The organism is Aeromonas sp. Prich7-2 (genome assembly GCF_017939255.1).
In the GTDB taxonomy this organism is placed as follows: Bacteria; Pseudomonadota; Gammaproteobacteria; order Enterobacterales; family Aeromonadaceae; genus Aeromonas; species Aeromonas caviae.
Genome location: NZ_JAGKRI010000019.1, coordinates 1 through 14,307, shown reverse-complemented (window position 1 = coordinate 14,307; position 14,307 = coordinate 1). Strand labels below are relative to the sequence as shown.

Sequence of the window (14,307 nt, the reverse complement as noted above, 5' to 3'; positions counted from 1 at the left end):
GAATGAGTGCCCCTGGCGGATCGGGATCACAAATTGCTTCACTGTGCTCATCACGGAATATTCATCTTGTTGTCATTAAATTGACATCAAGGAACAAGCCACGCACCATCGGGTCAAAATAGAGGCAGTCGTCGCTGCCATGACCGCTCCAAGGATGAGCCCTTATGAATGCCCCCGTCACCGGCCACCGCCCCGCCTCCCAGCCCCTGGCCGGGCTGTTGCTGGGTCTGCTGACCGCCCTGCTGCTGCTGACCCTCGCCCTGCCGCTGCTCAACCCCGTCAGCTGGCTCGGGCGTGCCGCCCCCCTCATTCTGGGCCCGGCGGATCAGCCCATCGCTACCCTCAATCGCTACAGCCTGCTCTACAAAAGTGACAACCGGGGCTTCTATCTGGTGGTGCGCAGCCAGTGGCAACTGCTCAAACCCCTGCAGGAGGGGGACAGGGTGCGGGTGGAGCTGCTCAACGACAAAGGGGTGCGCATCGATCAGCTGAGCCAGGCGGTGGACAAGCGCCAGAAGTGCCGCAAGGAGCGCTGCACCCTGAGCCTCAACAGCGCCCTGCGCGCCCCCGACGACGCCCTGGACAGCCGCTACCAGCTGCGCATCGGGCTGCTGCTGGCAGACAGGCCGGAGAGCGCCGAATACAGCCAGATCCTCCAGACCCTGCCGGAGCGCGGTTTCAACCTCCTCTACCTGATGACCAGCCTGCTGCTGGTGCTGCTGGTGAGCGCCGCCGTGCTCAAGACCCTGCTGCCGCGGCTGCGCCGAAGCTACCGCGCCCGGGTGGCAGGCAGCCTGCTGCTCGGCAACCTCACCTTCGTGCTGCTGCACGGCTTCGTGGTGTTCAAGCTGGGGGAATTCCTGTTCTGGTCGGGCTTTCGGCCCGAGCACTACTACCTCGCCTGGGGCAGCATGGTGCTGGGCTGGAGCCTCTGCGCCCTCGCAGGCTTCAGCCTCTATATGGGGCTGCTCTTCACCGCCCTCTCGGGCATCGGGCTGCTCGCCAACTTCATGAAGATCGCCATCTACGGGGTGCCGCTGGGGGGGGACGATCTGGGCAACCTGCTGGCCCTGCTGCACATCCTGCTCGATCAGCACCCTGTGGTGCCGGTGCTCGTCGTGCTGGGGCTCCTCTTTCTGGTGTGGCGCTTCGCCCTCTCCCGCTGGATCCTGCGGGGCTTGCTGCGCACCGCCGCCGCCACCGCCGCCTTCTTTGCCCTCTGCGTGTTCGCCACCCAGACCGGCAACAAGCTGCTCGGGGCCAACATCCGCTATGTGGACAGGGCGGTGAACTACCACAGGGACATCATCCGCGCCGGCCCCGGCCTCTACCTGTTCAACCTGGTGGACGAGATGCTGCAAAGCGGCAACGTGTTTCGCTACCCCTTGCAGATCAACGAGCGCACCCCGGAGCTGAGCCTGCCCGCCCAGCCCAGGGCTCCCCGCTTCGATCTGGTGATCGTGCTGCAATACGAGTCGCTCTGGCTTGACTGGCAGGGCCGTCTCTGCGCCCCCGCCCCCACCTTGAGCCTGCCCGCCAGCGTGGCCCAATGGCGCAAGACCATCCACTCCCCCACCACGGGGGGCATGACGGTGCTGGCGGAGTTCGAGATGAACACCGGCCTGCCGGTGGGCCTGCTCAAACAGGGGGTGGTGCCCTACTACTACCTCTCGGACCGGGTGCCCGGCCTTGCGCGCAGTGCAGCCCAAAGCGGCTACCAGACCCTGTTCGCCCACCCCTATGTGGAGAAGTTCTGGGGCCGCGCCAAGGCGATCCCGGCCCTCGGCTACCAGGAGCGCTGGTTCGATACCCGCTTCACCGCCCTCGAGCACAAGGGGCTCTATATCTCCGACGATGCCCTCATCGATCACCTGCTCAAACGCAGCAACCAGGACGATCAGCCCCTGTTCGCCTACGCGGTCACCATGCAGGGGCACGGCCCCTTCGACGGGGATCGCTACCGGGCCCAGCAACGCAGCGGCGCCTGCCCGGATCAGAGCCCGGCGGATACCCAGTTGCTCAACACCTACTACACCGGGGTGGTGGACGCCATGGCCTCCCTGGAGCGGCTGCTCAAGACCCTGGACAACTCCGGCAAGCGCTACCTGGTGGTGGCCTTCGGGGACCACCAGCCCTTCCTGATGTCGGCGGGCAAGGGTATCCACGGCGCCAAACCGCCACGGGATGCCAGCTACCAGATCCCCATGATGGCCTTCACCCGGGCCGGGGACGGGCTGGATCTCGCCCGCCAGTTCGACCCGGTGCGCCAGCTCTACCAGATGGGCCAAGCCACAAGGCAGCTGCTGGCGGGGGACCTCACCCCTATCCGGGACCAACCCCTGCTCCACCCGGTGCTCGGGGAGGAGAAAGGCTTCGACCCCTCCCCCCTGGTGCCGCAGATCCGCGCCAGCTTCCGGCCCGATGCATTGCCCTGATCGATTGAGACACGAGGGACACAGATCCTTGCAACACCTTCCGGGCCGATGCCCTGCCCTGATCCGAAGCGAAGTAGCAGACGACAAAGAGGTCGCCCGAGCGGCCTCTTTGTCTATGTGCCGATGCAACTATGGCAGGCAGTGCAGTGACTCACTCCCCAAGCCAGGACTCGCACAGGGTGAGGCTCTGGGCATCGAGATCCAGTTCGGCCTCGATGCCAAGGGGCAGGGTCAGCATGGGGTGGGTGTGGGCACAGTCATACTCCGCCAGAATGGGGAAGGTCGGCTCCCCCACGACCTCCAGCAGGATGTCGAGGGGCCGCCTGCCGCTGCCCTGGCTGTCGAACAGCTCGTGCTTGCCGAGCACCAGGGCACCGATGCGATCAAACATCCCGCACAGCTTGAGGTGGGTGAAGGCGCGCTCCACCGTCTCGGCGGTTTTGAGGCTGTCTTCCAGCAGCAGAATGTCGCCCCGCTCGATGGACGGCATAAAGGGGGAACCCCAGATCCCTGCCAGGGTATTGAGGTTGCCGCCAATGAGCCGACCCCGCATCCGGCCAGTGCCCACCGAGATCAGCCGGTTTGGCCAGCACTGCTTGGCCCGGGTCTGATGCTCCCAGTCGAGCCGCTCCTCGGTCCATTGCGTCGGAGTCGGCAACCGGTGGGGCAGGCTGGCGCCACCGGCCATGCAAACGGACAGGAAGCCGGCCAGGGTCTCGTCCACCAGCGGCGAGAGCTCGCCAAAGGAAGCCACCAGCGCCGGGCCATAGAAGGTGACGAGGCCGGTCTGGGCATGAATGCCGAGCAGCAGGGCCGTTACGTCGGAGTAGCCGATGACTATCTTGGGATCCCGCTTCAGCGCATCAAAATCGAGGTAGGGCAGCAGGGAGTTGGAGTTGCTGCCGCCAATCACCGACATGATTGCTCGCACTTGCGGATCGCGAATGAGGGCATTGAGCTCGTCAGCCCGCGCCGCGATGGAGCCGGAGCGCCAGTGATCCTGTTCGCCGGTCAGGCTGCCCGCCTTGAGTTCGAAGCCCTGCGCCGCCAGATAAGCCTTGGCGCGAGCAAAGCGGTTCGGCGCCCAGGCGGTGGCTGCGCTGGAGGGGGAGAAGAAACCTATGGTGTCGCCGGGGTTGAGCCCCGGCGGTTTGAGTAAGGTCATGGATGCAGCCCTGCCATATGAGATGAACGCCGCCGGGAAATGCGAGCCCGGCGCCAGACTGCATCCTACTGCGGCCTTTGAACGCCCGGCAAGGGCGAAAAATCGCACTCACAGTGCTCGTTTTTGTTTAGAAAAATTAAATGACTTTCGCTAAATGCACACAAAAACTGAACAATAACAGCACAGATCGCGCCCTTTTCCCGGCTTTAAGGTGCCTATCACGCGCTGATACATGGCCGCGAGGTCAGTTCCCGCCTCTCCCGACGACATCCCGCCGCCGTTCCCCAATAAAAAAGCCGATCTCGCGATCGGCTTGGGCATTGGCTTCTAACGGCGTGAGCGCAGGCTCACACCACCACGGCGGTGCCGCTGATGCTGACCATCAGCATGCTGCCATTCTGGCCCACTACCTCGTAGTCGATGTCGATGCCCACCACGGCGTTGGCCCCCAGCGCCTGGGCACGCTCTTTGAGCTCCTCGAAGGCGATCTCCCGGGCCCGGGCCAGCTCTTTTTCGTAGGCGCCGGAGCGACCGCCGATGATGTCGCGGATGCCGGCGAACAGATCCTTAAAGATGTTGGCGCCGAGGATGGCTTCGCCCACGACGATGCCGCGGTACTCGCGAATGGTCTTGCCTTCCAGGGTGGGGGTGGTTGAGAGGATCATGAGGTCTCCTGTGAGTTGGGCTGGGTGCGCGAAGCACCGTTGCCGTCATGGTAGCAAGGCGTTGGCCAAAGCATAAGCCCGGCGTGGCCAGGAGCTTCAAGCACAGCGCCCGCCAGGTTCATCAAGGTGCCATCCATAGGGCCTGTGTCGTGCACTTACCCCCGCACAGCGACCTTGGGCTCCGGTGCTGGGGAGAGGGCTTCCGGGCCACGATGAAAGCGGGGCCTTGATGATACAGATGCGACTGCAGTTGCCTAGGCCCTCTGCGTCTTCGCCCTGGACGGCGGCAGGCGCTGTCAGGAGCGACTCGCGTCGGCCATAAAAAAGGAGAGGCAAGCCTCTCCTTTCTGATGTTCGCAGCGGCAGCCGCCATGCACTCAGTGCAGCTTCATGCTCGGGCGCAGCACCCGGTTGATGCGGCCCACCAGCATGATGAGGCCGGTCTTGATGTAGCCGTGCAGGGCCACCTGGTGCATCCGGTAGAGGGAGATGTAGACGATGCGGGCGATGTAGCCCTCCACCATCATGGAGCCCCGCATCAGGTTGCCCATCAGGCTGCCCACGGTGGAGAAGCGGCTCAAGGAGACCAGGGAGCCGTGATCGTGATAGCGGTAGGGCTTCATCTCGCCGCCGTTCATCTTGGCCAGGATGTTCTTGAACGCCTGGGTCGCCATCTGGTGGGCGGACTGGGCGCGGGGCGGCACGAACTTGCCGTCCGGCTGCGGGCAGGCGGCGCAGTCGCCGATGACGAAGATGTTCTCGTCCCGGGTGGTCTGCAGGGTCTCGTGGACCACCAGCTGGTTGATGCGGTTGGTTTCCAGGCCCGCGATCTCCTTCATGAAGTCCGGCGCCTTGATGCCCGCGGCCCACACCATGAGGTCTGCTTCAATCAGCTCCCCATCCTTGGTGTGCAGGCCCTCGGCGGTGGCCTCGGTGATCATGGTGGCGGTACGCACGTCCACGCCCAGCTTCACCAGCTCCTGATGGGCGGAGCCGCTGATGCGCTCCGGCAGGGCCGGCAGGATACGGGGGCCCGCTTCCACCAGGGTCACCTTGAGACTGTCGGTGGTGAGGTTCTTGAAGCCGTAGGCGTAGAGCTGCTCCACCGCGTTGTAGAGCTCGGCGGAGAGCTCGACGCCGGTGGCGCCGCCGCCGACGATGGCGATCTTCACCTTGTCACCGGGCTGGTATTCGGTGGCGAACTGCAGGAAGCGGTTCATCATGCTGTTGTAGAAGCGGTGCGCCTGGGAGGGGCTGTCCAGGAAGATGCAGTGATCCTTGATGCCCTTGGTGTTGAAGTCGTTGGAGACCGAGCCGATGGCCATCACCAGGATGTCGTAAGCCACTTCCCGCTCGTTGACCACCAGGGCGCCGCTCTCGTCGTGGATGGGGGCCAGCACGATGCGTTTCTCGTCGCGCTTGATGTCGGTCAGGCTGCCGAGCTGGAATTCGAAGCCGTGGTTCTTGGCGTGGGACTGGTAGCTCAGGGCATCGATGCCCGCATCCATGGAGCCGGTGGCCACTTCGTGCAGCAGGGGCTTCCACAGGTGGGTGCGATTGCGATCCACCAGGGTGATCCTGGCCTTGTTCTTCTTGCCCAGCTTGCGGCCCAGGCTGGTCGCAAGCTCGAGACCACCGGCGCCACCGCCTACAACGACAATATTCATCATGATGATTTTCCTTGGTTCCTCAAAACGAAAGGGAGCCATTGGCTCCCTAAAACGAAATCGGTTGACGTGATGGCTCAGGCTTCTTTGAAGGCCTTCATCCGTTGCAGATGGTGCGAGATGTTCTTGAACTTATGGGTCTCGCGCTCATCCCATACGATGTCGTAATAGTTCTTCAATTCACGTTCAGTGTCCCGATTATCGCGGATTTCATCCTGAACGGAAAGGATGCACAGGCAGTTTCCTGAATTTTTATTACGAAATTCGGTTACACACTTGGTGCCGATGTCCTCGTACTCCTCCGGCCTGTCGATCTTGCCCTGCATGTTCTCTTCCGGGTGCAGGTTGGGGTTGAATACCACCTGCTTGATGCCGCACAGAAACCCGATCCGCTCGCTCCAGTAGCCACCCAGGCCCACGCCGCAGATGAGGGGTTTGGGATCGGTGCTCATGTCGAGCTGCTTCTTCACTTCCTTGAGCAGGTGGCTCATGTCGTGGCGGGGGTGAACCGTGCTGTAGTGCACGAAACGCACATCATCATCGATAAACTGCAACTGCAGCACTTTTTCATGATTGCCGGGGCTGGTGGCATCAAAGCCATGCAGATAGATGATCATGGACAAGACCTCAAAAACTGTGTCGGTTCTATCGAAACTACCCCAGCGACAGGGCCTTGCGCCACCAAAACATCCCACTTTCTTGCTTTGGATCACGCCCCTTCGGGCCACCAAACCGCGCGTCGGGGCGGCTGTGGCAGCGCCATGCCCCGGCGGGACATGGCGCAAACCGGGTCTGGCGAGGTTAACTGCCGCACTGGGCGAAGCGCGCCACCGCCGCTTCCACCAGGGCCAGGCTCCCCTGCCAGAAGGCGGGTTTTCGAATGTCCTGCCCCAAATGCCGTTCGACCAGTTCTTCGGCGCTCATGCGACCAGTGTCTCGCAGCAGGGCGCGGTAGGCCTCGGCCACCCCCGCCTCCCCTGCGGCCTGGCGGCTCATCAGCTGCTGATAGACCCCGAGGCTGAACAGATAGCCAAAGAGGTAGGGGTAGTTGTAAAAACCGAAGCCCGCGATGGAGAAGTGCGCCTTCGCGGCCCAGAACAGGGGGTGATAGCGGTCGAGGCTCTGCTCGTACCAGCGCCCCCAGGCCTCGTCGGTGAGCCCCTTGAGCCGGGCCGACGACACATAGCCCTGCTCGCGCTCGGCCACCAGGGCCCGCTCGAAGTCGAAGCGGGCCGGGATGTTGACCAGGAAGGTGGCGGCGCCATCGGCATCCGCCCAGGCGATGGCCAGACGCTCCTCGGCGCTTCGGGCCTGCTCGTAGAGGGCGCTGCGCACCAGGGTCTCGGCGAAGATGGAGGCGGTCTCCGCCAGGGTCATGGGGTAGCTGCACTGGCTCATGGGCAAGTCGCGGATGAGCCAGTTGTGCCAGGCGTGACCGAGCTCGTGGGCCAGCGTGATGACGTTGTCCATGGTGCCCGCATAGGTGATGAAGACCCGCGGCTCCACCGGCTCGGCAAACTTGGTGCAATAGGCCCCGGTGCGCCGGTTGGGGGTGGGGGCGGCATCAATCCAGCCGCGCTCGGCCATCATGCGGGCAAAGTCCCCCATCTCGGGGTCAAAGCGCGCGAAGGCCAGGGCGATGATGTCGACCGCTTCCTCGAAGGGGATCTCCCGGCGGCTGGCGGCAGGGGGTGGCGCAAAGAGATCCTCCGGCCCCAGCACCTCGAGGCCGAGGTGACCGGCCATCAGCCCCAGGGCCCGCTGGCCCAGATGGCGGGCCTGCCAGGTCTCCGCCATCATGGTATCCAGGGTCGCCCGCTCGATGTGACTCTGGTGGCAGGAGAGATCCAGGGCATCGAGGCGCCGGTGTTTGCCGCGCTGGCGCGAGAGCTCCAGGCGCCAGCCGTTGAGGGCGTTGAGGATGGCTGCCACCGTCTCCTGCTCCCCTTCCCAGCCGGCGCTGATGGCATCGAAGGCCTCTTTGCGCAGGGCACGATCCGGGCTGGAGAGCAGGTTGCTCGCCTCCGCCAACCCCATCTCGCGACCCGCGATCACCAGCCTTATCTTGCCCACCAGATCGTTGTAGAGGTTGCCCCAGGCGTGCAGGCCGTCGGTGCCAAGGCCGATGACCAGCTGCTCCGCCTCCACCGGCAGCCGCTGATCCTGCAGGCGACGCTCGTGGCGCAGCCGGTACCCCTCCTCCCCGAGCAGGGGGTCGGCCATCAGTTGCTCAAACTCGGGCGCAGGCAGCCCCAGCATCAGATCTTCGATGGGGGCAAGCGTCTTGAACAGATCCGCATTGAGGGCCCGGGCCCGGGAGGCAACCTGCTTGGCGAGGGGATCCCGGGCGTCCTGGCTCCCCTTGCAGGCGGCCAGCACGGCGATGTTCCAGCCGATGTCGCGAATGCGCCGGGCCCGCAGGCGTACCTCCCTGAGGAAGTCCTGCAAGGCGCCTGGGGTGCGAGGAACCTGGGCCAGTCCCTCGATAAAACCGCTCAGCTCGGCCAGGCTGGCGCGGGCCAGGCTCATGTCCGCCTCGAGGACACAGCTGTCGAGGGAGGGGTAGATGTGATCATTTTGCCACTGCTGTGGATAGACTCGTTGTTGCATCGAACGCTCATCGTCAGGGACGGGCCTGGCCCGTCGTGAAATCCAGGTGGCCAGAGCCACCACCTTCGCGGGCAGGCATCACACCAGCCGCTCGAGGCGCACCACCGCCTCTTCCACATAGCGCAGGCTCTCCTGCCAGAACCCGGGTTCGCGGATGTCGACCCCCAGGTGCTTCTCCACCAGCGCCTCGGCGCTCATGCGGCCGGTATCTCGCAGCAGGGCGCGATAGGCGGGCACAAACTCGCCCCCGGCCCGCGCATGCTGGGCATAGAGCCCCAGGCTGAAGAGATAGCCAAACAGATAGGGGTAGTTGTAAAACCCGGACTCGGCGATGGAGAAGTGACCCTTGCTGGCCCAGAACAGCTCGTCATACTGGCTGAGGGCGTCACCATAGCACTGCTGCTGCGCCGATTTCATCATCTCCCGCATCTGGCTCGCCCCCACGTAACCCGCCTCCCGCGCCGTCACCAGGGCGCGCTCGAAGGCAAAGCGGGCGGGGATGTCGAGAAGCAGGCTCGCGGCCCGCTCCCCGTCCAGCCAGGCGATGGCCCGGCGCGGCTCCACCTTGTCGGTGGCGGCCAGCAGGGCATCGCGCACCAGGATCTCGGCAAAGAGGGAGGCGGTCTCCGCCAGCGTCTTGGGGTAGCCCCGCTGTTCGAAGGGAAGATCCCGCAGCAACCAGCTGTGCCAGGCGTGACCGAGCTCATGGGCCAGGGTGATGACGTTGTCCATGGTCCCCTCGAAGGTGAGGAAGACCCTTGGCTCGGGTGGATCGGCATACTCGGTGCAATAGGCGCCACTTCGCCTGTGCTCGCTCGGGGCGGCATCGATCCACCCCTTGTCGGCCATCATGCGGACAAACGCCCCCATCTCGGGATCGAAGGCGGCAAAGGCCTCCATCACCAGATTCAGCGCCTGCTCGACGCCGAACTTGCCGTGTACGGCCTGGGGCGCCGGGGCAAAGAGATCCCAGGGGGCGAAGTCGGTGATCTGCTGGGCACAGGCCATGGCACGCAAGGCGCGGCGCCCGAGCTCCCTGTGCTCCCCGGCCGCCGCCATCAGGGTCTCCAGGGTCGCGCCCGTGATGTGCTCCTGATGGCAGGTGACCTCGAGGGCATCCAGCCTGCGCCCCTTGCCGCGCTGGCGGCCGAGTTCGTTGCGCCAGCCGTTGATGGCGTTGAGAATGGCGGCCACCGTCTCCTGCTCCGCCTCCCAGGCGTCCTGGATGGCGTGCCAGGCGCTGGCGCGCCGCGCCCTGTCCGGGTGGGCGAGCAGGTTGTCCGCCTGGGCAAGCCCCATGGGCATCCCCTCCACCACCGGCAGCAGCCGCCCCACCAGGTTGTCGTAGAGATCCCCCCACCCCTGCAGGCCGTCCACCGCCAACCCCTCGATGAGCTGCTCGCTCTCGAGCGAAAGCCACTGATCCTGCAGCGCTCTGTCGTGATGGATCTGGTAGGCCAGCTCGAAGAGCTCGGGGTCTTGCAGCAGGGTGCACACCAGTGACTCGGGGGCGCGAACCCAGAACAGGTCCACCGGCTTGCTGCGCTGGGCCAGGGTCGCCTCCAGCTGCTGGCCCCGGGAAAGCAGTACCCGGGCCTCCTCGTCGCGCCCGTTCTGGCTCAGCCGGTTGTAACCATAGACCTGACTGTTCCAGGCCAGGCTCTTCACCCCGTTGGCCTCGCGGCGGATGGCCCGCAGCAGGTGGCGCAGGGCATTGGCATCCGCAACGGGATGGGCGGGATCCGGCAGGTCCGCCAGGAGGGCGTCAAGCCGGGTGAGGGCGCGGGCAGCCTCCTGGAAGGCGGCCTCGATGGCAGGATCGTCGGGGGCGGCATAGATGTGATCATCTCGCCAAACGGGTGGTTTCATGGTTGTCCTTGTCTGTTTGCGTCCATATCGGGTCACCCCGCCTCTGCGGGCGGGTGAAACCGGATAGTACGAAGGGGGCCAGGCACTTGCCTAGCCCCCATTCGAGGCAACCAGCAGAAGAGCGCCCCCGGGTGCGACGGCCCCTGTCGGCCCTCCCCCGACAAGCGACCTATTTGGCGGGCTGAAGCTTGCTCACCAGGGTCATGGCCACCACCAGCACCAGCCCTGCCACCACGCCGGCCAGGGCGCTCAGCAGGGTGGGCGTCACCACGGCCAGTACCCCGCCGACCCCGGGCAGGGCGGCCACCGTGTCCGCCGTCCCTTCGATGAGATGATGGAGGAAGGGCCAGCCATGGACCAGAATGCCGCCGCCGACCATGAACATGGCGATGGTGCCCACCAGGGCAAGCAGGTGCATCAGACGGGGCGCCGTCACCAGCAGCCCCTGCCCCACCGCCCGGCGCACGGCGCCCCCATCGGGCTTTTGCAGCAGGTGCAGACCGATGTCGTCGAGCTTGACGATGAGCCCCACCAGGCCATAGACCCCGACGGTCATCAGCAGGGCGATGCCCGCTACCACGGCGATCTGCAGGCCCAGGCTCGACCCCTGCACGGTGCCGAGGGCGATCACGATGATCTCCGCCGAGAGGATGAAATCGGTGCGAATGGCCCCCTTCACCTTCTGGTGCTCATAGGCCGCCAGATCCTCGGGCACCGGCGCCGCCTGATGCGCCTCTTCCTCGTGGGGCAGGAACTTGTGGACCAGCTTCTCCGCCCCCTCGAAACAGAGGTAGGCCCCCCCCAGCATCAGGAGCGGGGTGATGAGCCAGGGGATAAGAGCACTGATGGCGATGGCGGCAGGCACCAGGATGAGCTTGTTGCGAAACGATCCCTTGGCCACCGCCCACACCACCGGCAGCTCACGCTCGGCCCGCACCCCGGAGACCTGCTCTGCATTGAGGGCGAGATCGTCCCCCAGCACCCCGGCCGTCTTCTTCGCCGCCACCTTGGTCATCAGGGCGACATCATCGAGCACGCTGGCAATATCATCGAGCAGGGTCAACAAACTGGCTCCGGCCATATCTGGCATTCCTTCTATTGAGTGGGACACATCCGGGCTGCCCCGGTCAGGGTGATGAGGGGGTCAGGGGAGCACGGGCCCATCCGGGGATCACCCTTTGGGGCAAAAGATGGCACAGTGTAACGGGAAGCCGCCACGGCGGCAGCCCCCCATGGCAGATCCCCTGCTCCGTTTTCACCTCACGGCCACCGGCCCAAGGAGTTCCCATGCAACCCTGGCAACCTCTGCTCGATTTCTGGTTTGGCGATGACGCAGACGACGCCCCCCGTGCCGCCCGTCAGGCCCCCCTCTGGTGGGGCAAGAGCAGCGAGACCGATGCCCTGCTGGCCTCACGCTTCGGCGAACTGGCGGCCCGTGCCGCAGCGGGCGAGCTCGCCCATTGGGAGGGCGATCCCGCAGGGCGCCTGGCCCTCATCCTGCTGCTGGACCAGCTGCCGCGAAACCTTCACCGCCACACCCCCGCCGCCTTCGCCCAGGACGACAAGGCCAGGGCGCTGTGCCTCAAGGGGCTCACCCTCGGGGTCGACAAGGGGCTCTCGCCGCTGGCCCGGGTCTTCTTCTATCTGCCCCTCGAGCACGCGGAGTCCAGAGAGCAGCAGGCCAGAAGCGTCGCCCTGTTCGAGGCGCTGGCCGACGAGCAGGTCACAGGCCCGGCCCGGGCCACCTTCGAAGGCTTTGCCGACTTTGCCCGGCGCCACCAGGTGATCGTCGATCGCTTTGGCCGCTTCCCCCACCGCAACGCCATCCTGGGCAGGGCGAGCACGGAGGAAGAGGCCGCCTTCCTGCAACAGCCCGGTTCGGGGTTCTGACATAAAAAAATCCCCGCCATGGGCATGGCGGGGAGAGAACAACCGATCCGCGCATCACTGGATGCGATAGCGGGAGATCTGCTGGTGGATATTCTCCGTGGTCACGTTCAGCTCCTCTGCGGCGGCGGAGGTCTCCTCCGCCGTGCTGCTGGTCTGCTGCACCACCTGGGCTATCTGCTCGACCTGGAGGGCGATGGATTCCGCCGCCGAGGTCTGCTCGCGGATGGCCAGGGTGATCTCGCCGACCTGATCCATGACGCGATGGGAGGCCTGGCGGATCTGGGTGATGATGGCCCCGCTTTCCGTCGCCATGGCCACCCCTTGCGCCACCTTCTCCTCCACCAGGACCATTCTGGCCACCGTGGCCTCGGACCCTTGCTGGATAGCCTCCACCGTCCTTGAGATCTCCTGGGTCGACTGGGCAGTCCGCTCCGCCAGCTTGCGCACCTCGTCGGCGACCACCGCAAAGCCGCGTCCCTGCTCACCGGCCCGCGCCGCCTCGATGGCGGCGTTGAGCGCCAGCAGGTTGGTCTGCCCCGCCACATCGTTGATGACGTTCACCACCCCACCGATGCGGGAGATCCCCTCCCCCAGCGCCGTCACATCGCGGGAGGCCTGACGAATGGCGTCGGCGATGTCGTTGATGGCGAGCACAGTGCGCTCTATGGTGGCCCCGCCGTCACTGGCGAGCTTGCCGGATTCATTGGTGATGCGGCTGGTCTCCTGGGTGCGCTGGGAGATGTCAGTGATGCTCACGCTCATCTCCTCCACTCCGGCGGCGATAAGGCTGGTGGCGTCATTGGCCTGACTCGCCGACTCCGCCATGTGCTGGGCCGCCTGGGAGAGGAACTCTGCCGTGCTCTTGATTTGCAGGCTGCCCACCGAGAACTCGGTGAAGGTCTGCTGCAAGGTGTCCAGCAGGCGGTTGACCGCCGTCAGCGTCTGGCCGATCTCGTCCTGCTGGCTCACATTGGCCCGCAGGGTGAAGTTCAGGTCGCGCTGGATCTCGGACAGGGTCGCCATGGCCAGACGGAGGGGATTGGCGACCTGCCTGAACAGCCAGAGAAAGAGCACCAGCGTGAGGGCTCCCGTGCCCACCGAGATGAACAACAGGGCCTGCATGCTGCTATCGGCATTCTGCTCGCCTCGCAGCTTGACGGCGTCACCTTGCTGGATGTTGAAGTGGACGTGCTTGTCGATGGCCTGGGAAAGCTGCTCAAACAAGGGGGCAAGCGCCTTGTCGATCGCCTCTCTGGCCTCCACATTCTTGTTCTCGCGGGACAGGCGCAGGACGTCTTCAGAGGCCTTGCCGTACTGGGCAACCAGGCGCCGATCATCGGCGACGAGCTGCCTGTCCTCCTCATTGGAGATCATCCCGCTTTCATACTGGCTCAGCAGGGCGTCCATCTTGGTGTGAAGGGATGCAATGCTCTGCTCTATCTGACTCATCTTGCCGTCGTCGGTGTTGAGCACGTGCGCCTGGATCAATGAATGCAGGGCGTAGAAGTCTGTTTCTATCTCCTTGATCGTGGAAATGCTGGGGACTGTGTTGTCTGTTACATAGCTGAGATCCGCATTGGCGGAGGAGAGTCTGCTGATACTGAACCAGCTGAGGCACCCCAGGGCCAGCATGACCAGCAGGGCAATGAGTTGAAGCCGACGAGCGATATTCATGAGTGCTTACTCCATCCATAGACTCCCTGCCAGTGTAGCCGATGCGGGCCCCGAAAATAGCGCCTAAAACATGCATTTCATTACACTTTTCAACTTCTGCTCGGCCGCGTCACACCCGCCGCCCCAACCCGGCCTTCGGGACCGCCGCCCCCCTCTGGCAGAATGGAAAAAGGAAGGCATTCGCCTTAATGCCAGTCAGTTAAGCCTGACTGGCATTGTTTTTACTAGGTTTTCTCGTCGCATACTTCTGTGGTTTGGCTTTGATGCACCTTGGGTAACTTCGTTCTCGGCGGGCGGGTAACTTGAACTGCTCTGCCTGTTTGTCCAACTCA

General features: G+C 64.6%; 10 protein-coding genes. 2 read left to right on the top strand and 8 right to left on the bottom strand.

Features of this window, described 5'->3' with window-relative positions:
• The first annotated feature begins 164 nt into the window (after positions 1 to 164).
• A complete protein-coding gene (locus J9892_RS04810; RefSeq protein ID WP_139700299.1) occupies positions 165 to 2,435 on the top strand; it encodes an LTA synthase family protein in 2,271 nt (756 codons plus the stop codon).
• Positions 2,436 to 2,586: 151 nt separating this feature from the next.
• On the opposite strand, the gene J9892_RS04805 is transcribed toward J9892_RS04810, so the two are convergent.
• From J9892_RS04805 to J9892_RS04775, 7 genes are all read right to left on the bottom strand, one after another.
• The gene (locus tag J9892_RS04805; RefSeq protein ID WP_139700301.1) at positions 2,587 to 3,600 is read right to left on the bottom strand and encodes a S66 peptidase family protein; all 1,014 of its coding nucleotides are present in this window, start codon (positions 3,598 to 3,600) and stop codon (positions 2,587 to 2,589) included.
• A 347-nt stretch (positions 3,601 to 3,947) separates the two neighbouring features.
• A complete protein-coding gene (locus J9892_RS04800; RefSeq protein WP_124244354.1) occupies positions 3,948 to 4,265 on the bottom strand; it encodes a heavy metal-binding domain-containing protein in 318 nt (105 codons plus the stop codon).
• Positions 4,266 to 4,642: 377 nt separating this feature from the next.
• On the bottom strand, positions 4,643 to 5,935 hold the full coding sequence (locus tag J9892_RS04795; RefSeq protein WP_041212859.1) for an NAD(P)/FAD-dependent oxidoreductase: 1,293 nt from the start codon (positions 5,933 to 5,935) through the stop codon (positions 4,643 to 4,645).
• Between the two features lie 74 nt (positions 5,936 to 6,009).
• Complete coding sequence (gene ycfP, locus J9892_RS04790) at positions 6,010 to 6,549, bottom strand: alpha/beta hydrolase YcfP (protein WP_005331594.1); 540 nt, start codon at positions 6,547 to 6,549, stop codon at positions 6,010 to 6,012.
• Positions 6,550 to 6,733: 184 nt separating this feature from the next.
• On the bottom strand, positions 6,734 to 8,542 hold the full coding sequence (locus tag J9892_RS04785) for a M3 family oligoendopeptidase (RefSeq protein WP_210538026.1): 1,809 nt from the start codon (positions 8,540 to 8,542) through the stop codon (positions 6,734 to 6,736).
• Between the two features lie 78 nt (positions 8,543 to 8,620).
• Positions 8,621 to 10,411, bottom strand: a complete 1,791-nt coding sequence (locus J9892_RS04780) for a M3 family oligoendopeptidase (protein ID WP_103243329.1) — start codon at positions 10,409 to 10,411, stop codon at positions 8,621 to 8,623.
• A gap of 169 nt (positions 10,412 to 10,580) precedes the next feature.
• Positions 10,581 to 11,492 (bottom strand): DUF808 domain-containing protein, encoded by a 912-nt coding sequence (locus tag J9892_RS04775; RefSeq protein ID WP_139700307.1) that lies wholly within the window; start codon positions 11,490 to 11,492, stop codon positions 10,581 to 10,583.
• A gap of 206 nt (positions 11,493 to 11,698) precedes the next feature.
• On the opposite strand from J9892_RS04775, the gene J9892_RS04770 reads away from it, so the two are divergent.
• Positions 11,699 to 12,301, top strand: coding sequence for a DUF924 family protein (locus J9892_RS04770; protein ID WP_139700309.1), 603 nt, complete (start codon positions 11,699 to 11,701; stop codon positions 12,299 to 12,301).
• Between the two features lie 54 nt (positions 12,302 to 12,355).
• Here the strand turns inward: J9892_RS04770 and J9892_RS04765 are convergent, their stop codons facing one another.
• Positions 12,356 to 13,975 carry a methyl-accepting chemotaxis protein gene (locus J9892_RS04765; RefSeq protein WP_171865459.1) on the bottom strand — a complete coding sequence of 540 codons (1,620 nt, stop codon included), beginning with the start codon at positions 13,973 to 13,975 and terminating at the stop codon, positions 12,356 to 12,358.
• Positions 13,976 to 14,307 lie beyond the last annotated feature (332 nt).